The sequence below is a fragment of the Pseudomonas sp. dw_358 genome, from assembly GCF_018449655.1.
Lineage (GTDB): Bacteria > Pseudomonadota > Gammaproteobacteria > Pseudomonadales > Pseudomonadaceae > Aquipseudomonas.
Genome location: NZ_JAAVUX010000002.1, coordinates 117500 through 139017 on the forward strand (window position 1 = coordinate 117500; position 21518 = coordinate 139017).

21 protein-coding genes are annotated in these 21518 nt (G+C 63.4%); 10 read left to right on the top strand and 11 right to left on the bottom strand.

The genetic code is table 11. The features are described 5' to 3' along the window. Nucleotides 1-15 precede the first annotated feature (15 nt). The 6 genes from HB675_RS04020 to HB675_RS04045 form a co-directional block, all read right to left on the bottom strand. Nucleotides 16-408 carry a hypothetical protein gene (locus tag HB675_RS04020; protein WP_213875907.1) on the bottom strand — a complete coding sequence of 131 codons (393 nt, stop codon included), beginning with the start codon at nt 406-408 and terminating at the stop codon, nt 16-18. Nucleotides 409-537: 129 nt separating this feature from the next. After that, nucleotides 538-1050, bottom strand: a complete 513-nt coding sequence (locus HB675_RS04025) for a hypothetical protein (protein WP_213875909.1) — start codon at nt 1048-1050, stop codon at nt 538-540. Nucleotides 1051-1181: 131 nt separating this feature from the next. After that, nucleotides 1182-1718 carry a GNAT family N-acetyltransferase gene (locus tag HB675_RS04030; RefSeq protein WP_213875911.1) on the bottom strand — a complete coding sequence of 179 codons (537 nt, stop codon included), beginning with the start codon at nt 1716-1718 and terminating at the stop codon, nt 1182-1184. Between the two features lie 41 nt (nt 1719-1759). Continuing rightward, nucleotides 1760-3133: an ATP-binding protein gene (locus HB675_RS04035; protein WP_213875912.1), complete on the bottom strand. Its 1374-nt coding sequence runs from the start codon at nt 3131-3133 to the stop codon at nt 1760-1762. Beyond that, nucleotides 3130-3801, bottom strand: a complete 672-nt coding sequence (locus HB675_RS04040; RefSeq protein WP_213875914.1) for a response regulator — start codon at nt 3799-3801, stop codon at nt 3130-3132. Before HB675_RS04040 ends, HB675_RS04035 begins: the two co-directional genes overlap by 4 nt. 66 nt (nt 3802-3867) lie before the next feature. Further along, on the bottom strand, nt 3868-6873 hold the full coding sequence (locus HB675_RS04045) for a DUF6543 domain-containing protein (RefSeq protein WP_213875916.1): 3006 nt from the start codon (nt 6871-6873) through the stop codon (nt 3868-3870). 145 nt (nt 6874-7018) lie between these two features. Between HB675_RS04045 and HB675_RS04050 the strand changes: the two genes are divergently transcribed. Next, nucleotides 7019-7828 carry a TlpA disulfide reductase family protein gene (locus HB675_RS04050; RefSeq protein ID WP_213875919.1) on the top strand — a complete coding sequence of 270 codons (810 nt, stop codon included), beginning with the start codon at nt 7019-7021 and terminating at the stop codon, nt 7826-7828. Here the strand turns inward: HB675_RS04050 and HB675_RS04055 are convergent, their stop codons facing one another. Further along, nucleotides 7829-8656 carry an amino acid ABC transporter substrate-binding protein gene (locus HB675_RS04055; protein ID WP_213876562.1) on the bottom strand — a complete coding sequence of 276 codons (828 nt, stop codon included), beginning with the start codon at nt 8654-8656 and terminating at the stop codon, nt 7829-7831. Nucleotides 8657-8850: 194 nt separating this feature from the next. Here HB675_RS04055 and HB675_RS04060 point away from each other — a divergent pair, with 194 nt between their 5' ends. Further along, on the top strand, nt 8851-9399 hold the full coding sequence (locus HB675_RS04060) for an exonuclease domain-containing protein (protein WP_213875921.1): 549 nt from the start codon (nt 8851-8853) through the stop codon (nt 9397-9399). A gap of 73 nt (nt 9400-9472) precedes the next feature. Continuing rightward, nucleotides 9473-9754, top strand: a complete 282-nt coding sequence (locus tag HB675_RS04065; protein ID WP_213875923.1) for a pyrimidine/purine nucleoside phosphorylase — start codon at nt 9473-9475, stop codon at nt 9752-9754. Nucleotides 9755-9778: 24 nt separating this feature from the next. Here the strand turns inward: HB675_RS04065 and HB675_RS04070 are convergent, their stop codons facing one another. Continuing rightward, complete coding sequence (locus tag HB675_RS04070) at nt 9779-11539, bottom strand: ABC transporter transmembrane domain-containing protein (RefSeq protein WP_213875925.1); 1761 nt, start codon at nt 11537-11539, stop codon at nt 9779-9781. Between the two features lie 179 nt (nt 11540-11718). Between HB675_RS04070 and HB675_RS04075 the strand changes: the two genes are divergently transcribed. Beyond that, nucleotides 11719-11898 carry a PA1571 family protein gene (locus tag HB675_RS04075; protein ID WP_213875928.1) on the top strand — a complete coding sequence of 60 codons (180 nt, stop codon included), beginning with the start codon at nt 11719-11721 and terminating at the stop codon, nt 11896-11898. A 62-nt stretch (nt 11899-11960) separates the two neighbouring features. Here the strand turns inward: HB675_RS04075 and pdxB are convergent, their stop codons facing one another. Further along, on the bottom strand, nt 11961-13100 hold the full coding sequence (gene pdxB, locus HB675_RS04080) for a 4-phosphoerythronate dehydrogenase PdxB (RefSeq protein ID WP_213875930.1): 1140 nt from the start codon (nt 13098-13100) through the stop codon (nt 11961-11963). A gap of 144 nt (nt 13101-13244) precedes the next feature. Between pdxB and HB675_RS04085 the strand changes: the two genes are divergently transcribed. Next, nucleotides 13245-14639: an MATE family efflux transporter gene (locus tag HB675_RS04085; RefSeq protein WP_213875932.1), complete on the top strand. Its 1395-nt coding sequence runs from the start codon at nt 13245-13247 to the stop codon at nt 14637-14639. Nucleotides 14640-14646: 7 nt separating this feature from the next. On the opposite strand, the gene HB675_RS04090 is transcribed toward HB675_RS04085, so the two are convergent. Then, nucleotides 14647-15534 (bottom strand): DUF808 domain-containing protein, encoded by an 888-nt coding sequence (locus HB675_RS04090; RefSeq protein WP_213875934.1) that lies wholly within the window; start codon nt 15532-15534, stop codon nt 14647-14649. Nucleotides 15535-15680: 146 nt separating this feature from the next. On the opposite strand from HB675_RS04090, the gene HB675_RS04095 reads away from it, so the two are divergent. Further along, entirely contained in the window at nt 15681-16286 is a 606-nt protein-coding gene (locus HB675_RS04095; protein WP_213875936.1) for a TetR/AcrR family transcriptional regulator, read from the top strand. A gap of 51 nt (nt 16287-16337) precedes the next feature. Here the strand turns inward: HB675_RS04095 and HB675_RS04100 are convergent, their stop codons facing one another. Further along, on the bottom strand, nt 16338-16763 hold the full coding sequence (locus tag HB675_RS04100; RefSeq protein WP_213875938.1) for a heme-binding protein: 426 nt from the start codon (nt 16761-16763) through the stop codon (nt 16338-16340). A 212-nt stretch (nt 16764-16975) separates the two neighbouring features. Between HB675_RS04100 and gcl the strand changes: the two genes are divergently transcribed. The 4 genes from gcl (at nt 16976) to HB675_RS04120 (ending at nt 21494) form a co-directional block, all read left to right on the top strand. Beyond that, on the top strand, nt 16976-18751 hold the full coding sequence (gene gcl / locus HB675_RS04105; protein ID WP_213875940.1) for a glyoxylate carboligase: 1776 nt from the start codon (nt 16976-16978) through the stop codon (nt 18749-18751). A gap of 10 nt (nt 18752-18761) precedes the next feature. Continuing rightward, complete coding sequence (hyi, locus tag HB675_RS04110) at nt 18762-19544, top strand: hydroxypyruvate isomerase (RefSeq protein ID WP_213875942.1); 783 nt, start codon at nt 18762-18764, stop codon at nt 19542-19544. Nucleotides 19545-19556: 12 nt separating this feature from the next. Beyond that, entirely contained in the window at nt 19557-20456 is a 900-nt protein-coding gene (locus tag HB675_RS04115; RefSeq protein ID WP_213875943.1) for a 2-hydroxy-3-oxopropionate reductase, read from the top strand. Between the two features lie 165 nt (nt 20457-20621). After that, nucleotides 20622-21494 carry an urea transporter gene (locus HB675_RS04120; RefSeq protein WP_213875945.1) on the top strand — a complete coding sequence of 291 codons (873 nt, stop codon included), beginning with the start codon at nt 20622-20624 and terminating at the stop codon, nt 21492-21494. Nucleotides 21495-21518: the final 24 nt, after the last annotated feature.

Sequence of the window (21518 nt, forward strand, 5' to 3'; positions counted from 1 at the left end):
TTTTTCGCCTTCATGTCAGCCCACGCTCAAGATACGCACTTGAAAATCCAGCACCTGTCCCTCCTCCGCGCTCAGGTAGTCAAAGGTGCGATTGAGGATGTTTTGCGGTGTTTGAGGCTGACGAATGTTGGCGGGTGGGTCAACTCGAGTGATTACCGACACACGGTGACCGCGATGGTCACGCCAGATGCACTGCCCGCTGTCCGAGCTGCCGACCCACTGGAGCTTCCAGAAGTCAGTCACCTCGGCGATCGAATAGAAACCCAGGTAACCGTTACGACTGATACCCAGTTTGGCACCCATGTACTCCCCGGATGCCGCACTGATATTGAAGTGGTCACGGCCCTCGACGTGGTCGATGAAATCGAAACGCATGGCGATCGACTCTTGCTTGTCTTTGGTTCGCATCAGCCAACCTCCGGTCGCGAATCCGTCCGACCGCCTGCAGCATACGGGTGACTCGAATCCGGGCGTCACTATGTCCAAAGTGGCGATGAATGAATTCCCTTTTATCAACTCCATGATACCGCCTCTCCTTCAAATCGTAGTGATACTCAGGACATTGGCCTGAAACTCCAGTGGTGTTCCCGACTCCACGCACAGGTAGCGATGGATGGGGGGCAAGAGATCCTCCGCCGCTGTATGCCTGCCTCCCCAGCGCCTGGTCTCTTGCTCGTCGGCAGCACCGACGCGATAGCCACGATGATCGCGCCAGATGAACCGCCCTGAGCCCGCCGCACCGACCCATTCGACTTTCAACGGATCAGCCACATCCCCGGGGGTATAAAAACCCAGATAGCCATTACGGCTGACCCCGAGCCTGCTACCCACGTAGATTCCGGAGCCGGCGGTTATAGTGAAGAAATCCCGTTCGGCCTCATGTTTCAAAAAATCAAATCGCAACGCCAGGAACGGACCAGAATCCGTTGACCGTACCAGCCACCCCCCTCCGGTGGGTACCACCATTTTGGGCATGCAAGCCACCACGCTTTCAAATCCGGGGGTTACCACCTCTACTGTGGCAACAAACGACTTTATATTCATATCCATAATGCTGCCTCCCGTCTCATGAAGTTCGACGGCCCTCCAGCTACACCGCTGTCCGACGCGCCGACGATCATGCTGGTGTGCCACGGCATTGGAGCCAAGAGGGAACCGCGGCCGCTGCAGTGCTGGATGGATCAGGTGGCGGGCGCCCTGACCCCCGCCATCAGCCGCGCCATCCAGTCCCCCATGGCCGGACGCACCAGGCTTTTTTCCATCAGGGTGACCGTGAGTCCATCGACCTCCAGACGCTGGCCCGACTCCCGATAGCCAAGGTGCCGATAGAAGCCAAAACCTGTCAGGGTGCTGCTCAGGCTGGCCACCTCGCGCCCTTGTTCCAGCAGGCACCCCTCTATGTCCGTCATCAGGGCGGTGCCCACACCGCGCCGGCTGAACTCGGGCATGACATAGCACTGAAGAATCTCGCCGTCGGAGCCGGCGATGACCACGCCGACAGGCTTGCCTTGCAGCAACGCGAGCCGGGCCAGGGTCTTGGGCAGACGCAGGCAGCGCAACAGCTGTGCCGGGCTGGTGCTGCGCAGCCATGCACCAATGAGGCGTTGTTCGTTGCGATGGTCGGCGGCGCAGGCGGTGCGAATGGCCCGCTCGATGATCAGGCTGATGGCCGTGACATCGGCCGGCAGGGGTTGGCGCAAGTGCAGAGAGTGGTCCATGAGAGGCTTCCTCGATCCATGAGTGTGCTGGAAAGGAAACCTTACCTCGCTGCCTGGTGCACAGCGACCGCGTTGCTGTAACCATCCGTTTCGGCGTCCGCCAGCGGCAGGCACAGCGTCACCTGCAGGCCATGGTCGTGGCTGTGAAAGTGCAGTTGGCCAGCGTATTGCTGGACGATCGCCTGAACGATGGCCAGCCCCAGACCGCTGCCGGCCCCTTGCCCTTTGCGCCAGAAACGCTGGGTCAGATAGGCCAGGTGCTGGGGCGCGATGCCCGGCCCCTGATCATGGATGTCGAACCGTGCAGCCCCCTCCTCCACACTCAGGGCCAGGCGCACTACGCCACCGGCCGCGCCATGGCGCCGGGCGTTCTCCAGCAGATTGCGCAAGGCAGCAATGGCCAGGGCGGACGGCACGGCGAGCACTTGATCGCCCACCCGCGCAGGCAGCTCCAGCTGGATAGGCAAGTCGGCGCCCTGCTGCGCATCGTTCATGGCCAACCGGGCGATCTGAGTGATATCGCAGGCCACGCCATCCTCGAACGACAGGCTGCCTTCGACTCTGGCCAGCAACAGCAGTTGTTCAAGGGTCCGATGCAGCCGGTCGGCACCTTGTTCGGCATGTTCAAGTGCCTGCTCCCGGGCGGCGCCAGTGGTCATGCGTGCTACCTGCAAGTGAGTCTTCACCGCCGTCAGCGGGCTGCGCAACTCATGGGCCGCGTCGCCGGTCAGGCGACGCTCGCGCTCGAATGCCTGCGCAATGCGCAGCAATAATTGATTCTGGGTGTCGAGCAAGGGTTGCAGTTCGCGGGGCAAAGCCGAGACCTGCAGCGGCTCCAAAGAGTCGGCGCTGCGCCGGGTCAACGCCTCGCGCATGCGCTGGAGCGGCGCCAACCCTCGCCCCAGCCCCAGCCAAAGCACCCCCAGGCTGCCCAGCAGCGCCATCAAAACCGGCGCGGAGGCGGCCAGCACCACCGAGCGTTCGAGGGCTTCACGCTCTTGCTGGCGGTCGGCGGTGGTGATGCGCACATCGCCATGGGACAAGGTAAAGCTGCGCCATGCAGCCCCCTCGATCTGCTGGTCACGAAAACCGCTGCTCTGCGCATCCAGCGCGGACTGCGTGGCCGAATGGCTGCGGGCCAGGATCTCGCCGCGCAACGAACTGACCTGGCAGGCCATGCCGTCCGGAATGCTCAGTGGGTCGGCGCTGAACCGGGTGCCCTCGCCGACACTGGACAAAGGTTGCGGCAATTGGTTCACCAAACCGGCGACCATGCGCGCCGACGCCACCAGACGCTGGTCCAGCGAGAACATCATCTGGTTGCGCAGATCCCGAAACATCCACGCAGCCGCCAAGGCCCAGATCAGGATGAACGCGGCGCCGAGAATCAGCGTCAGGCGCAGACGCAAGGTCACGTGGCCGCTCCGGCAGGCCCGAGGCGATAGCCCAGACCGCGCACCGTCTCGACGATCTGCGTGCCAAGCTTGCGGCGCAAGTGATGAATATGCACGTTCAGGGCGTTGCTCTCGACCTCATCGCCAAAGCCATAGAGGCTGTCTTTCAATTGCTCGCTGGAGAGCACCCGGCCGCGGTTGTGCAGCAAGGCCTGGAGCAACGCCTGCTCACGGCGCGACAGTTCCACCGCCTGGCCGCCCAACCAGGCTTCTCGACGGCTGGGATCGTAGCTCAGGGGGCCGTGCTCGATGAGGTTTACCGCTCGCCCGGCGGCGCGCCGCATCAAGGTATGCAGCCGCGCGCTCAGCTCGCGCAGATCGAAGGGTTTGAGCAGGTAATCATCGGCACCGGCCTGCAGGCCGGCGACACGATCGCTGACCGTGTCCCGTGCCGTCAAGACCAGTACCGGCAGGGTACTGCCCTGCCGACGCATACGCTCGAGCCAGGTCAGGCCGTCTTCGTCAGGCAGGCCGAGATCGAGGATGATCACATCGAAATCTGCCGCCAGCAGCAGGGCCTGCGCGGCGGCGGCGGTGGCCACGCGGTCGACCACCAGACCCTGCGCGCCCAGGCCGGCAACGATGCCGCTGGCGATCAGGTCGTCGTCCTCGCAAAGCAGTATGTGCATGGGCAGACTCGGGTAAAAGACAGCACTGTGACGTCAGTGCATTAACGCCACATTATGCCGTCTTGGTCAGGTCGACAGCCAGCTGCCGGTGGAGCCGATACGGATCAATCCGCCCAACGCGCTGTAATGCCGAGCCTGCGCACGCAATTGCTCGGCGATGGCTTCACGCATCGGCGCCGGCACATGCAACTGGCCCCGCGCTATGTGGTGCAGCCCTCGGTATTGCCGGTAGGCGGGCAGCGCGCGATCAATCATCTCGTTGAACAACTTCGGCCCGGTGACATGGCTGATACGTTGACCGTAGGCGTTCAGTTCGGCATCGGTGTTGGCAAAGTCATAGGGACGGGTCTTGTACAAGTCTGTGTTCGCGAGAAAACGTCGGTAGCTTTCCTCGGACATCTGCTCCAGCAATGGATTACCGGGCAACGAGCCAAAATTGCTGGTATTGAAGTCCACCTGCATCCGCAGCCGCTGATGACAGACCGGGTTGTTCAGCAGCAAGTGCCCGGGCGCCACCTCGAACGCGCCTTCGGCGAAGTTGGGCACGCCGTCCCCCGACCCTTCGATCAGGTCATCGACATCCATGTAGATACCGCCTTCGCGGTACAGCAGCCGATAGCGCAGCACGTCGACGGCACTGGCGTAGTTGATGGCCGGCCCCGTGCTGGCGGCCAGGTACTGCTGGTAATAGCGCGTGGTGCGAAACGCCTTGAAAAAATCGGTCTGTTCCAGAATGTGCACCTTGAGTGTGGACGGCCCCCGGGCCAGGCGCAGCAAGGTGCTGTCCAATTCCACGGGGTCTTTGATGTCGAGGTACAGGTGCGTCTCGAAGGGCTGCGAACCTTGCCCGGCTTCCTCGGCGTTATGAATCACCCGACGAATCAGCTTGCGTGGCATGTGCCGGCCGAGCCAGACGCTGTGCAGTTGGCGTGGGACAGGGCGGACCTGGGCGGTGGGCAGTGGCTCGACTTCCCAGGGCAGATGCACATTGATGCCGAGTTGCTGCACCGCGCGATCGATATCGACGGCCACACGTGGCGGCAGGCTGTCCGGGACTGACACCCCGACGAAGCCCCGTAACGGATCGAAGCGGTACGCGCTGCCGGCAGACGTGCGCCAGGTGTCGCTGAACGGGTCGTAGCGCACAGCCCGGGGCACGCCCTGTACTTCGATGCTGTAGCGCGGCAGGTGACACCCAAACCCCACAGGCAACTGCTGCACGCCCTGGAGCACCCCAGGTGAATCGGGGGGCGAGAGCCTCCCGTGCAACGGATCAGCCAGACGTTCAAGGTCGGCAGTGGATACCGGGAGAAATTGCCAGCGGTCCAGGCTGTCCATGGCCAGATGGACTTCATCGAAAGCCCAGCTGCCCCCGCTCCATTCGCCAAGCCCGCGCCCTGCGGCCTGCAGTGCATGCAAGGCATCAGCCGGCTCACCCAGATGACGCAGCAGGGCGGCCTGATTGTGGCTGAAATTTTCGCGAAAGGACGCCGTCATCACACCCTCGGCATCGATTTCGTGCAGGACAAAGGCTGCGTCGAACTCGGCCTGGGCATATTCCAGCGCGCCCCTCGGCGTGGCAAAGGCCTGTAGCACAGGACCTTGCAGCATGGGTCGCACGCCAGATGTCTCGGTCAAGGGCGTCAGCGAGGCGAGGACGGCGGCCGGGTCGGCGCCCCGCAGCAGGGGGTGAATGCAATACAGGGTTTTCACGTCACTGCGTTCGATCAGGCCCAGCCCGTTGACCTGTCCGCCGGGGAGCGGCTCGAAAGGATGGACGACGGGCGCCTGCTCCAATACGTCAAGGCTCTGCTCGGCAGACGATGTTTCAGGCAGTCGGAGCTCGAACAACAGAGGGGTGTTGAAAGCGATCACGATGGCACCGTTGAGCGCACCGAAGATGCCATCGCGGCGCTCTTGACGGGTTGCCGCGTACACCGCCTTGTGTACATTCAATGCCAGCGAGACGGCTGCTGCACCGACCACCACCAAGGCCACTGGCCACCCCAGGGGCGCGAATCCACTGCCCAGGTTGATAAAGGCACTCAGATACCCCAGCCATAAGCCTTGACGCAGATGAGCGTTGGAGGTCAGCAGGGTATCGGCCTGGTGCTGCATTTCCTGCTCGGCCTGTCTACGCAGCCAGGCGAACGGATCGCCGGCGAGAGCGGACTCTCGCGGCTGCAGCACGTTCAGGCGCGCCAGGCGGGTGTCCTGGCGAACCTGTTCAAGCAGTTCGCGCAACCCATCCAACTCGGAGGTACGGGCCGGGTTGAACGAGGAAAAATGGCGCAGCAAGGCATCCCGCTCGCGAGGAATCGCCGCGCAGTGGCGCAACCATTCATAAAACGCCCGGTGATCAGCAAAGGCTTGCAGGGCCTGGGCCTCACCCGGCAGATACAGAAGTTGGCGCCCACCGTGAGTGGCGATCCGCAAGGCATCCCGCGCCAGATAACCGCCCAGACTCAGTCGATAGACCGTGCCCGCAGGTCGCCCCTCCAGCAACGCCTGCAAGACGCCAAGATCGCCCGCAGTCAACGCCTGGCGCTGCCGAGCCGCCAGCACCGCCGCGCGCAGGGCCATCCTCGCCAGCAGCACAAAACTGACGCCCTGCTGATGCCAGAATGCGCCCAGGCGAGCGCGGTAACGTTGCGCGAAATCGATGCTCCAGAACTCTGCGCAGACGTCGGCGGCCAGCAGGCGCACTTCATTGCGTTGGTCGTACACCCCGTGTTCGGGCCCGTCGGTATAAAAGCCGCCTTCTACCTGAAGGTTGTCGAGGCTGTCCTGATCCCGCGCGCCGTAACGCTGCAAGAGCAACTGAATAAAGGTCATGGATTGCACCGGGCGCCCACTGTGCTGCCAGCCGGTGAAGGTCAGCGGGCTGCTGACGGCGCCGTCGAAGCGGTGCCACCACACGCGCTCCGGGTCCAGATTACGGTTGGTATGGCGCCGGAGGATGCGCAAGGCCTCGTCCCGAGCCAGGCTATGAATGTCCGGGAAGGCTTGCGTCCAGCGCCGCGCCGTGTCGCTCCAGAACGCCTGGTCGTGCCCCAGAATAGTGGTGCTCATGTGCTGCCCCTTTTGGCTGAAAAGGGGCGCAGGGTGGCAGCGTGGCCCGGCGACATGAGGTACATATATCTGGGCAACCTGCATTAACGACGCCTTAACATCCCCCCCGCATCCTCGGCCCTCGATCGACTCAGGAACGCCCGCCATGCTCAGCTTCACCCTCGGCCCCTTTACCTTGGCCATGGACCATTTGATTCTGCTGGCATCCTTGCTGCTGGCCACCTGGAGCGGGGCACGCAGCGCCAGAGCCGCCGGGGTGAAAAACCCCGAGTCGGTACTGTTCAGCCTGCTATTGATGGCGCTGCTGGTAGCCAGGCTGAGTTTTGCGCTGGTTTATTGGCCGCAATACCGGCAGGCGCCCTGGCAGATCCTCGACGTGCGCGACGGCGGCTTTCTGCTCTGGCCTGGCGTGCTGGCGTTGCTGTCAAGCGCGGCCTGGCAGGCGTGGCGCCGGCCGGACCAACGCCGGCCACTGGCCTGGGCTATCGGCAGCGGCCTGACCCTGTGGCTGCTGGGCACACTGACCGTACAGCTCCATGACCGCCGCCAGACCTTGCCGGATACCCCCCTGCAAACATTGGCCGGCACCCCACTGAACCTGCGTGACTACGCCGGACAACCACTGGTGGTCAATCTGTGGGCCAGTTGGTGTCCGCCGTGCCGGCGAGAAATGCCCGTGCTGCTGGAGGCCGCCCGGCGAACGCCGGGGGTGCGATTTGTACTGGTCAACCAGGGTGAGAGTCCCGATCAGGTAAGGACATTCCTCGCTGCAGCCGGCATTGATAGCCAGCAAGTGGTGTTCGATCGAGCCAGTCAACTGTCGCGCGCGGCAGGCTCGGCAGCATTGCCGGCGACCTTGTTCTATGACGCTCAGGGCCGGTGGGTGCGAAGCCACGTCGGCGAGCTGTCCAGCGCCAGCCTGGAGCATGGCCTGCAAGGGCTGTTGCAGCCCTGATCAGCGAGATGCCTGGCCGTTTCGGGCCACCGACTCCCCGGTGGCCAGGGGCAGCACGGCAATCCGGTAAGGTTGAAAGATCCGCGCCATGTCGCCGTTTTCGCGCAACATGCCGAGGTATTGGCTGAACGCTTCGGCGCTGATCGGTCCCTTGGGCTGAAGCAGGGCAAAGTGGTGGTAGATCTGGTCAACCCGCTCGGAAATCAGCAACTGGCTGGCACTGTCCGGATTGCGCGCCAGGAAGTCGCTGAGGTAGGAGCGCGTGATCAGGGCGATGTCCGCACGATCACGCAGCACCAACGTCAAGTTGCTGTCATGGGAATAGGTCAGGGTGGCGTTGAAATGCTGCGCCAGATAACGCGGGTCGGCGTCAAAACCGGCAAACGCATAGTGATAACCGCTGAACAGCGCCAAGCGTTTGCCCTCCAGGTTACGAAAATACGACTGGTCGCGCCCCGTGGCACGATGGGCGACAAACACTTCAGCGTCTTCGAGGCCCAGGTCCACGTTGACATGGGGAATGTCCTGCCACCCCCAGTCAGGGTTCTCGAAAATTGCCACGTCCACGCGGTCCTGCTGGAAATCACGGAACCGTCGAGCCAACGAGGTCGGTACCATCACGAAGTGGTATTGCTGCTGGACCTTGTTCAGCGCCTGGACCATCTCGGGCAGCAAGCCGCTTTGGGCCCCTTCTTCAGGCTTGGAGACGTAGGGCGGAAAATAGGCGGCACCGATTCTGACCTCTTGCGCCGCCATCGCGTGCAGGCTGAGCACGGTGGTCACGACACACAACAGGTAACGGAGGGCAGCCCGCAAAGTGAGATCGATCAAGGCCAGGACTTCCCGAAACACACGGATGGATCCTGATTAAGCTAGGCTGTTTCGCAGGGCACAGCAACTGGCAAATATTCAATTGGACCTGAGGCGGAGCATACTGGCATTTCGGCGGTCCCATCAGGCACGGTTCTATTGCCACGGCTAATTTATCGGTAGCGAACGAGCGCTATTTTCTGGAGCCTGTTATGCCGCATTGGCTGGTCATTGACCTGGAAGCCACCACCGATGAAGGCGGTTGGCCGGTCGAAGAAATGGAAATCATTGAAATCGGCGCCAGCGTGGTCGATCGATCCGGGCGCGAGATCGACCATTTCCAGCGCTTCGTCAAACCCGTGCGCCGCCCGGCCCTGACCGGATTCTGCCGGCAATTGACGCACATCACCCAAGCGAACATCGACGGCGCCAGCACGCTGGTGGAAGTCTGGCGTCAGTTCGAGCGCTGGCTGGGCCACTGCGGATCGCAACTGCAAGCCTGGGTGAGCTGGGGTGACTACGATCGTCAGCAACTGCTGCTGGAATGGCAACGTCACCAATTGCACAGCGTGCTGGCGGACTTGCCCCACATCAATCTCAAACAGCGTTTTGCCAAGGCCCGCCAGCTGCAACGTCCGCTGGGCCTCAACAGTGCACTGCAACTGGCAGGGCTACAGTTCTGCGGACAGCAGCATCGAGCACTGGAAGATGCACGCAACACGGCCAGGCTGCTGCCATTGTCCCTGCCGGCCAGCGGCTGAAAGGGCATGACGGATGGACATCGCTTGGGCATACTGGCGAGCGTTTTTTTGACCACTTCGAGGAGATCGCTACATGTTCAAAGTCAACGAGTACTTCGATGGCACCGTTAAGTCCATCGCATTCGAAGCGCCTGAAGGCCCCGCCACCATCGGCGTGATGGCGCCTGGCGAGTACGAGTTCGGCACGGCACAGCGCGAGATCATGCACGTGGTCTCCGGCGCCCTGGTGGTCAAGCTGCCGGACAGCACCGACTGGGAAAGCTTCGAAGCCGGCAGCCAGTTCAATGTCCCCGCCAACAGCAAGTTCCAACTCAAAGTGGCAGTAGAAACCGCTTATCTCTGCGAATACCGCTGATACAGGCTGATCGGCACACCGTCCTCAAGCTGGAAACTGTAGCGCCGCCAAACGCGCATACAGTTCATTGCCCGCAATCAGCTCCTGATGCGTGCCGATCGCCGCCACCCTTCCCTGTTCGATCACCGCAATGCGGTCCGCGTTCTGCACGGTGGCGAGGCGGTGGGCGATCACCAGGGTGGTGCGACCTTGCATCAAGGTCGGCAGTGCCTGCTGGATCAGATGCTCGCTCATGGCATCCAGCGCGCTAGTGGCTTCGTCCAGCAACAGAATCGGTGCGTCCACCAACAGCGCACGGGCAATGGCCATACGTTGCCGCTGGCCGCCGGACAAGCCCAGCCCCGCCTCCCCCAGATGGGTCTGATAGCCATTGGGCAAGGCCATGATGAACTCATCGGCATGGGCGATTCGCGCCGCTTCGCGCAGTTGCTCGTGCGTCGCCGATGCCCGACCGTAACGCAGGTTGTCCTCCACCGTGCCGTAGAACAGCGCAGGCGTCTGTGCAACCAGAGCGAAATGCCGACGCAGGTCGCTGGGGTCAAGATCGACCAGCGCATGGCCATCGATCAGAATGCGCCCGTGCTGAGGGTCGTAGAAGCGCAGCAACAGGTCGAACAGCGTCGACTTGCCGGCGCCGGATGGACCGACCAGCGCCAGGGTTTCGCCCGGTTTGACACTCAAATTCAGGCCGCGAATCGCCGGTACATCCGGTCGCGACGGGTAGGCAAACTGCACGTCCTGCAGATCGAGCCGGCCGCTGACCCGCTCGGGTAACCGCAGCACGCCCGTGACGGGTGCCTGAATCTCGCTGCGGGCCTGCAGCAGTTCGCCGATACGTTCCGCGGCACCGGCCGCCCGTTGCAACTCGCCGATGACTTCGCTCAGCGTGCCGAAGGCGCTGCCGACAATGAGGCTGTAGAAGACGAAGGCCGCCAGATCACCGTTGGAGATTTTTCCGGCGATCACGTCCATGCCACCGACCCAGAGCATCACACCCACTGCGCCGAGCACCAGCACGATCACCAGGGTAATCAGCCAGGCACGTTGCAGAATACGCTGGCGTGCGGTGTCGAATGCCTGCTCCACGGTCAGGCTGAAGCGGCGGCGATCCTCCGCCTGGTGGTTGTAGGCCTGCACCGTCTTGATCTGCCCCAAGGCTTCGGCCACGTAGCTGCCCACTTCGGCCACTCGATCCTGGCTTTGCCGCGACAGCCCGCGCACGCGGCGCCCGAACAGCAGGATGGGCGCCAGAATCAGCGGCAATGCCACCACCACGATGCTGGTGAGCTTCGGGTTGGTGATGAACAGCAGCACCACGCCACCCAGCACCATGAGCGCATTGCGCAGGAACAACGACAAGGAAGAACCCATCACCGATTGCAGCAGTGTGGTGTCAGTTGTCAGCCGTGACTGGATCTCCGAGCTGCGGTTGTCTTCATAGAAGCCGGGGTGCAATTCGAGCAGATGGTTGAACACGATCTGGCGGATGTCGGCGACACAGCGCTCGCCGATCCAGGACACCAGGTAAAAACGGGTAAAGGTCCCGGCCGCCAAGGCCATCACCAGCAGCAAAAACACTTCGATGGAGCGTCGCAGCAGTTCCGGCGAACGGGTCATGAAGCCTTGATCCACCAGCATCCGCACGCCCTGGCCCATGGACAGGGTAATGCCCGCCGTGACGATCAACGCAACCAGCGCGCCGGCTGCCTGCCAGCGATAGGGACGCATGAAGCGCCAGGCCAGGCGAATGGCGCGCCGCTGACGAGAAGAAAGCAGTGAAATCATCGAGGGCTCACAGCAGACAAATGAGCGCCCAGCCTACACCTTGTCGGGCGCATTACGGTGCCGGGGAACCATTGTTTTATGACTCAGTCAGGATGCACAGGCGCCCGAGACCTGAATTCCGGGGGTCTTGGTCATCTGCTGGCACTGCACTGCCCGCTGAACCCAAGAGGAGATTGATGATGAATCTGCAGCACAGCCGCGAACGTGACGCCAATTCCCGCCAGGCTCGGAACGAGCCAGTCCTGGGCGGATCCTTTATCGACGCTCAAGGCCGCGAAGTGCCCATCACCGAAGAAATGATCCAGAGCGCTTGTCTGGAGCTGGAAAAACGCCTGGTCAAGCCTGCCCGCGGCCACTGACCAGGACCTTTCCCGCTTGCCCTCGACGGCCCGGCCCTGCCGGGCTTTTTGATGATCGCGCGTCAGTGCTGGCAGCCCAGCGCCTCGACCATCTGCCACAACACCGGCGAATCTCCCGCGATGCTCACGGTCAGGGCGTCGAGCTCGCGCCGCGGCGGGTAGTGTTTGCGCAACGCGTCGAACGCCAGGCGCTGCTGGGCGGGATTGTCGCCAAGGCTGCGGCGAAAGGCTCCATCGTCCACCCGCGGGTCATACACACTGCGGCAAACCGCCGCCAAAGCCCAGGCTGGGTCGGCGCTGGCGTGCAGGCGCAGTTCGGTCAGCCAGGCGGCCGGCAGCAGGCTGGACAGCTGAATGCTGGCAGGCACCTGGAGAAACTGGCACAACGCCCGATAGATCTGCTCGGTGCCGCGCTGACGGCCATCCAGGCTGTAGCCGGCAATGTGCGGGGTGGACAGCACACAGAGGTCGGCCAAGGCGGCATCGACAGCGGGCTCGTGCTCCCAGACATCGAGCACCGCTTGCACATCGTCGCGGGCCTGCAGCAGTTCGCGCAGGGCCAGGTTATCGATCACCGCGCCGCGGGCCGCATTGATCAGCCAACTGCCGGCGCGCAAGCGGGCCAGGCGCGGGGCATCGAACAGGTGCCAGGTGGCGTCCTCGCCTTCGCGTTGCAAGGGCGTGTGCACGCTGATCACGTCACAGCTGGCGATGATCTCATCGAGGCTGACGTAGTCGCCCCCTTCCTGCGCCTGACGCGGCGGGTCGCAGACCTTGACCTGCCAGCCCAGGCCGCGCAGGACCTTGATCAGCCGTCCGCCGACCTGACCGGCGCCGACAATGCCGTAAGTCCGCGCGGCCAGGTCGGCACCGTCGATGTCGGCCAGGGTCAACAGGCTGCCCAGCACATAGTCCACCACGCCACGGGCATTGCAGCCCGGCGCGCTGGCCCACTGAATACCGGCTTCGGCCAGGTACGCGAGGTCCAGGTGATCGGTGCCGATGGTGCAGGTGCCGACGAAACGCACCTGGCTGCCTTCGAGCAGCGCACGGTCGACACGAGTGATCGAGCGTACCAGCAGGATCTGTGCATCACCCAGTGTTTCGCGGGTCAGGGTTCGGCCGTGTACCCGACGAATGTCGCCAAAGCCTTGAAAGAAGGCGTCAACCAAAGGGATGTTTTCGTCAGCTACGATCAGCATGGGCAGGCTCCAGATCAAGCCCGCCAGTGTAGGCGTTGGCACCGCGCGCGTCATCCCTGTCGGCACAGGCTATTTCCTGACCAAGGTGTCAACGGGTAGAATCCCCGGTTTGCCGGGCCGGATGCCTGGCGTGCGGCGGACCCCATGACCCAGACTCTCGACCCTCCCACTCCCCTTGCCCGGCCGGCACGGGTGCGCCGGGAGTTGCGCACCCTGCTGACCCTGGCCGGGCCGATCATCATTGCCCAACTCGCCCACACGGCCATGGGCTTCGTCGACGCTGTGATGGCCGGTCGGGTGGGGCCTGAGGATCTGGCCGCCGTGGCCCTGGGCAACTCCATCTGGGTGCCGGTGTTCCTGCTGATGACCGGCCTTCTGCTGGCGACCACGCCGAAGGTGGCGCAGCGTTTCGGCAGCGGCGAGGTGCCTCGGATCGGCCCGCTGGTGCGCCAGGCGCTGTGGCTGGCCGTCGCTACCGGCCTGGGTGCCGCCGCGCTATTGCTCAACGCCGAACCGGTGCTGCATGCGATGAAGGTCGACCCGCAGTTGATCGGACCCTGCATGCAATACTTGAGCGGCATTGCCACCGGACTGCCCTCGGTCGCGCTATACCACGTACTGCGCTGCTGCAGCGATGGCATGGGGCGCACCCGGCCGAGCATGGTGCTGGGGTTATGCGGCCTGATGCTCAATATCCCGCTCAACTATGTGTTCATTTATGGTCACATGGGTGTGCCGGCCATGGGCGGCGCGGGTTGCGGCTGGGCCACCGCCATCGTCATGTGGGTCATGCTGCTGGGCATGGCCAGTTGGGTGCGCTGGGCGCCGGCGTATCGGCAAGCGGCGGTGTTCGCGCACTTCGAGTGGCCGCAATGGCCGGTGCTCAAACGCCTGCTGGGCATTGGCCTGCCGATCGGCATCGCCGTGTTTGCCGAGTCGAGTATCTTTGCGGTGATCGCGTTGTTGATCGCCAGCCTGGGTTCCAGTGTGGTGGCGGGTCATCAGATTGCCTTGAACGTCAGCTCGCTGGTGTTCATGGTGCCCTTCTCTCTGGGCATGGCGGTAACAGTGAGGGTCGGTCAGGCACTGGGGCGTCAACAGCCTCGGGAGGCACGTTTCGCAGCGGGTGTGGGAATGGCCACGGCGTTGGCCTACGCCTTCTTTTCGGCCAGCCTGATGTTGCTCGGCCGCGAACGCATCGCCGCGGTCTACACCGCCGATCCACAGGTGATTCATCTGGCGGCGATGTTGCTGGTGTATGCCGCGCTGTTTCAGTTTTCCGACGCGGTCCAGGTCACGGCCGCCGGCGCCCTGCGGGGGTATCAGGATACCCGGGTAACCATGTTGCTGACGCTTTTTTCCTATTGGGGGATCGGCTTGCCAGTCGGTTACGTGCTGGGACTGACCGACTGGCTGGGACCGCCCCGCGGGCCGAGCGGGCTGTGGCAAGGGCTGATCGCAGGGTTGACCTGCGCGGCGGTGATGCTGGCGGTGCGCTTGGCAAGAAGTGCGAGCAAGCGAGTGCGCAAGGGGCGGTGACAGGGCTCTAGCGACGAAACCGCGTGATCACCGCCACCACTGCCACCACCACAAACCCTGCAACAATCCCCACCAGCGCATTGAGCAGCGTCGGCATGACACTCCCCAGCGCGCCGCTCGACTCGGCGCTGAAGCCTTCTATCCAGTGATGCACAGGCCCGATGCCATGGGCGATGATGCCGCCGCCCACCAGAAACATGGCCGCCGTGCCCACCACCGACAGGCCTTTCATCAGCCAGGGTGCAAACGCCAGGATCGCTGCGCCGACCCCCTTCGCCGCGCCGCTGTCCTTGCGCGCCAGCCACAGCCCCAGGTCATCGAGCTTGACGATGGCGGCCACCAGACCGTACACGCCCAGCGTCATCACCAACGCGATACCGCTCAACACAATGACCTGTTGCACCAGCGAGGCGTCAGCCACAGTGCCCAGGGTGATGGCGATGATTTCCGCCGACAGAATGAAATCGGTACGCACCGCGCCCTTGATCTTGTCCTTCTCGAAATCCAGCCGATCCACCACGGGCTCGGGTTCGGCCACCGCCTCGCCTGTGGCGGCGCTGTGCTGGTAACGATGGGCGAGCTTTTCCGCCCCCTCGAAGCACAGGTAGGCGCCGCCCAGCATCAGCAATGGGGTGACAGCCCACGGGGCAAAACTGCTGATGAGCAAGGCCACCGGAACCAATATCGCCTTGTTCAGCAATGAGCCCTTGCACACCGCCCAGACCACCGGCAGTTCGCGCTCGGCGCGCACGCCGGTGACCTGCTGGGCATTGAGCGCCAGGTCATCACCCAGCACCCCGGCGGTCTTTTTTGCCGCCACCTTGCTCATCAGCGCCACGTCATCCAGCACGGCGGCGATGTCATCGAGCAGTGCCAAGAGGCTGCCTGCGGCCATAAAAAAGCATCCTTACTGAGGAAAAAGTCACTCAGCATACCGGCCTAGAGGGGTTGACGGTCAATATTGAGCCGTGCGCGGGGGCGGTGCTACCATGCCGCTCCGTCCTTCTCCGATCTGCCGCCAGACAAGGAACACCCTGACCGATGAGCAGCATTCGCGAGCGCAACAAAGAACTGATCTTGCGCGCAGCCAGCGAGGAGTTCGCCGACAAGGGCTTCGCCGCCACCAAGACCAGCGACATCGCCGCCAAGGCCGGATTGCCCAAGCCGAACGTCTATTACTACTTCAAATCCAAGGACAACCTCTATCGGGAGGTTCTGGAAAGCATCATCGAGCCGATCCTCAAGGCCTCGACGCCCTTCAATCCCGAGGGCGAGCCCAACGACGTGCTCAGCAGCTACATTCGCTCGAAGATCCGCATCTCCCGCGACCTGCCCTTCGCATCAAAAGTGTTCGCCAGCGAAATCATGCACGGCGCCCCGCACTTGAGCCCGGACCAGGTCGAGCAGCTCAATGCCCAGGCGCGACACAATATCCAGTGCATCCAGACCTGGGTCGAACGCGGCCAGATCGCCGCCATCGACCCCCACCACCTGTTGTTCAGCATCTGGGCAGCGACCCAGACCTACGCCGATTTCGATTGGCAGATTTCGGTGGTGACGGGCAAGGCCAGGCTGGAGGAGGCCGACTACGAGGCGGCGGCGCAGACCATCATTCGCATGGTGCTCAAGGGCTGCGCGCCGGATTAGGGTGGGGGCTGCAATGGCTGTCTCGAGATCTCGGCCAGCCCCTGGCAGCCCTCAACCCACCTCGAACCCCATCGCTTCCACCCCCTTCAAAGCACACTGCTCGTCAATATCCGACGTATCCCCACTGACCCCCACCGCCCCCAACACCACCCCTGACTCATCGCGAATCAACACCCCGCCCGGTGCCGGCACCACCGCACCCCGGCCCAAGGCATTCAACGCGGCATAGAACGCCGGACGCTGTTGCGAGTCCTCGGCCAGCAACCGTGAGGTCTTGCCCAGGGCGATCGCGCCCCAAGCCTTGCCCGTGGCCACCTGGGGCCGCAACAGGCTGGCGCCGTCCTGGCGTTGCAGGCTGACCAGATGACCGCCGATATCAATGACCGCCACCGCCAGCGGCGCCGCCTTGATGCCCCGCCCGTGGGACAAAACCCCTTCGATGATCCGGTTGGCTGATTGCAGATCCAGTGTGCTCATGGTGGATTCCTTGTTTTTAATGAATATCACAACCATAAATAGATCACAGGTGAAGTAATTTTTGTATACAATTTTACTGTAATCTCACAAAAAACCCCAAAATAGCCCTTCTATTCCTGGCAGCGAAAACCCATTGACCTGCCACCCCGGTCATGAATACACTCCAGGCACAGCAAGTTGTATACAATTACAAAGCCAAAGAGGCACAAACAATGAGCAAAATGAGAGCAATCGACGCCGCCGTTCTGGTGATGCGCCGTGAAGGCGTTGATACCGCATTCGGGATTCCCGGCGCGGCCATCAACCCGCTGTATTCGGCCCTCAAGAACGTCGGCGGCATCTCCCATGTGCTGGCCCGCCATGTCGAAGGCGCCTCGCACATGGCCGAGGGTTACACCCGCACCCGGGCCGGCAACATCGGCGTGTGCATCGGCACCTCCGGCCCGGCCGGCACCGACATGGTCACCGGCCTGTACAGCGCCTCGGCCGACTCCATCCCGATCCTGTGCATCACCGGCCAGGCGCCACGGGCGCGGATGCACAAGGAAGACTTCCAGGCGGTGGACATCACCAGCATCGTCAAGCCGGTGACCAAATGGGCGACCACCGTGCTGGAACCCGGCCAGGTACCCTATGCCTTCCAGAAAGCCTTCTATGAAATGCGCACCGGCCGTCCCGGCCCGGTGTTGATCGACCTGCCCTTCGATGTGCAGATGGCCGAGATCGAATTCGACATCGACGCCTACGAGCCCTTGAGTGTGGCCAGACCGGCGGCCACCCGTGTACAGGTGGAAAAAGCCCTGGCCATGCTCAACGATGCCGAGCGGCCGTTGCTGGTCAGTGGCGGCGGCGTGATCAACGCTGATGCCAGTGAGCAACTGGTGGCCTTCGCCGAACTGACCGGCATCCCGGTGATTCCGACCCTAATGGGTTGGGGCACCATCGCCGATGACCATCCGCAAATGGTCGGCATGGTCGGCCTGCAGACCTCCCATCGTTACGGCAACGCCACCCTGCTCAAGTCCGATCTGGTGCTGGGCATCGGCAACCGCTGGGCCAACCGCCACACCGGTTCGGTGGACGTCTACACCGAAGGCCGCCGCTTCATTCATGTCGACATCGAACCGACCCAGATCGGCCGGGTCTTCACCCCGGACCTGGGGATTGTTTCCGATGCCGGTGCCGCGCTGGACATGTTCCTCGAGGTCGCCCGCGAGTGGAAAGCCGCCGGCAAGCTCAAGGACCGCGGCATGTGGCTCGCCGATTGCCAGCAGCGCAAGGCCAGCCTGCACCGCAAGACCCACTTCGACAACGTGCCGGTCAAACCCCAGCGCGTCTATGAAGAAATGAACAAGGTGTTCGACCGTGACACCTGCTATGTCAGCACCATCGGCCTGTCGCAGATCGCCGGGGCACAATTCCTCCACGTGTACAAGCCACGCCACTGGATCAACTGCGGCCAGGCCGGGCCCCTGGGCTGGACCATTCCGGCTGCGCTGGGGGTGGTCAAGGCCGACCCGAGCCGCAACGTCGTGGCGCTGTCCGGCGACTACGACTTCCAGTTCATGATCGAAGAGCTGGCCGTGGGTGCGCAGTTCAACCTGCCGTACATTCATGTGGTGGTGAACAACTCCTATCTGGGTTTGATTCGCCAGGCTCAGCGCGGATTCGAGATGGACTACTGCGTGCAGCTGGCCTTCGAAAACCTCAACGCCCCCGAACTCAACGGCTACGGCGTGGATCACGTCGCCGTGGTCGAGGGCTTGGGCTGCAAGGCGCTGCGGGTGTTCGAGCCGGCCCAGATCGAGCCGGCCCTGCGCAAGGCCCAGGCGCTGATGGCCGAATTCCGCGTGCCGGTCATGGTGGAGATCATCCTGGAACGGGTCACCAACATTTCCATGGGTACCGAGATCAACGCAGTCAACGAGTTCGAAGACCTCGCCCTGGTCGGCGATGACGCGCCCACTGCCATTTCCCTGCTCGACTGAGGACGCCGCGATGCCCCGTTTTGCTGCCAACCTGTCCATGCTGTTCACCGAGCAGGATTTTCTCGCGCGCTTCAAGGCCGCAGCCGACGCCGGTTTCGGCGGCGTCGAGTACTTGTTCCCCTACGACTACAGTTCGGCCGAGATCAAGGCCCAGCTGGACCGCCACACGCTGACCCAGGTCCTGTTCAACCTGCCGGCCGGTGACTGGGTCAATGGTGAGCGCGGGATCGCCTGCCACCCTGACCGCATCGAGGAGTTCCGTGCCGGTGTCGACCTGGCCATCGCCTACGCCAAGGTGCTGGGCAACAGCCAGATCAATTGCCTGGCCGGGATTCGCCCGGCCGGCCTGGCCTGCACCGAAGTCGAGAAAACCTTCATCGACAACCTCAAGTATGCCGCCGGCAAGCTTGAGGCGGTGGGCATCAAGCTGGTGATGGAAGCGATCAACACCCGCGACATCCCCGGTTTCTATTTGAACAACACCCGCCAGGCCCTGGCGATTCAGGAACAGGTCGCCAGCGCCAACCTGTTCCTGCAGTACGACATCTACCACATGCAAATCATGGAGGGCGACCTGGCCCCGACCTTGTCGGCGCATCTGCCGCGAATCAACCATGTGCAACTGGCGGACAACCCCGGGCGCCACGAGCCGGGCACCGGCGAAATCAACTACCGCTTCCTGTTCGAGCACCTGGACCGCATCGGTTACGAGGGCTGGGTCGGCTGCGAATACAAGCCGCGGACCACCACCGAAGCCGGCCTGGGCTGGCTCAAGACCCATAACGCAATTTAAGGAGCAACGAACATGGCTAAAATCGGTTTTATCGGCACTGGCATCATGGGCCTGCCCATGGCACAGAACCTGCTCAATGCAGGCCACAACCTGTTTCTCTCCACCCACCACGACCCGGCCCCGGCAGCGCTGCTGGACGGCGGCGCGGTGGGCCTGGCCAACCCGCGGGAAGTGGCCCAGGAGGCCGAGTTCATCATCGTCATGGTGCCCGACACCCCTCAGGTGGACGACGTGCTGTTTCGCGAGGACGGTGTGGCCAAGGGCCTGAGTGCCGGCAAGGTGGTGATCGACATGAGCTCGATCTCGCCGACCGCCACCAAGGCCTTCGCCGCGAAGATCAAGGAAACCGGCGCTGCCTACCTCGACGCCCCGGTCTCGGGCGGCGAAGTGGGGGCCAAGGCGGCCACCTTGAGCATCATGGTCGGCGGCTGCTCCAGTGCCTACGAACGTGCCCTGCCGCTGTTCCAGAGCCTGGGCAAGAACATCACCCTGGTGGGTGGCAACGGCGACGGCCAGACCGCCAAGGTGGCCAACCAGATCATCGTCGCCCTGAACATCCAGGCAGTGGCCGAGGCCCTGCTGTTCGCGGCCAAGAACGGCGCCGACCCGGCCAAGGTGCGTGAAGCACTGATGGGTGGCTTTGCCTCGTCGAAGATTCTGGAAGTGCACGGTGATCGCATGGTCAAAGGCACCTTCGATCCGGGCTTCCGTATCAGCCTGCACCAGAAGGACCTCAACCTGGCCCTGCAGGGCGCTCGCGAGTTGAACATCAACCTGCCCAACACGGCCAATGCCCAGCAGGTGTTCAGCACCTGTGCGGCGTTGGGTGGCGCCCATTGGGACCATTCGGCGCTGATCAAGGGGTTGGAGCACATGGCCAACTTCTCGATTCGGGACGGCAAGCCACAGTAAAACTGTGTACCCATGCCTGTAGAACCGAGCCCGCTCGGGAAGAACACGCCGCTGTGTACCTGTTGTAACGCAGCGCCTGATTCCCAGGCAAGCTCGGTCCTGCGGGGGTTGTTTCACGCATGAAATCTCCCCAAGGGTTCGCACCAAACCGAGAGATCTGACCTCATGAAGCCGCTTCCTCCCGCCTGCCACGACGGGCCCGTCGCCGTGCTCAACGGCTTCAGCCAGGTCCTCCTGCAACGCCATCCTCTCTGCGGCCTGTGCTGTCTGCTGGCCATTCTCGTGGCCGAGCCGCAGTGGATCGGCGGCGCGCTGCTGGGTGCAGTGGGCGGGCTGTTCACGGCCCAGCGGCGCGAGTACAGCCGCGCGCACCGCCAGGCTGGGCTGTACAGCTACAACGGCGTGCTCATCGGCCTGCTGCTGAGCAGCCAGCTGTCGTGGTCGCCGCTGTTACCGTTATTGATCCTGAGCGGCAGCGGCCTGGCCGCCTGCCTGGTGGAGCAGTGGTTGCGCCGTTGCGTGCGCCCCAGTTGTCTGCCTGCCTACACGGCACCGTTCGTGCTGCTGAGCTGGGGGCTTTTGCAACTGCTGGAAACACATCCGTCCGCCCCCTTGCCTGACCTGCCGCTATGGCAGAGCTGGCTAATGGGCATCGGCGAAATCTTCCTGCTCGCCAGCCCCGTGGCCGGCGCGCTGATCCTGCTCGGTCTGCTACTGAGCAGCCGCCGCGCCGCCATCTGGGCCATCCTCGGCTCGGCCTGCGGCCTGGCCTTCGCCTGGCTGGAAGACGCGCCCGCCAGTGGTTTGCACGGTTTCAACCCGGCGCTGGCAGGGCTGGCGTTCAGCGCCGGGTATCTGCGCCCGCTGCTGGCGATCGGCCTGGCCGTCCTGCTGCAACCGGGCTTCAGTAGCCTGCCGGTGGCGGGGCTGACCGCCCCCTTCATACTCGCCTGCTGGCTGGTCAAGGCCGGGGAACGGGTGCACAGGCAAGCCGCGCAGGCCAGTGGGCCCTTGCACTGCCCCCTGCAAAGCTCCTAGGCTCTGCGCTTTACCGCCGCTTGA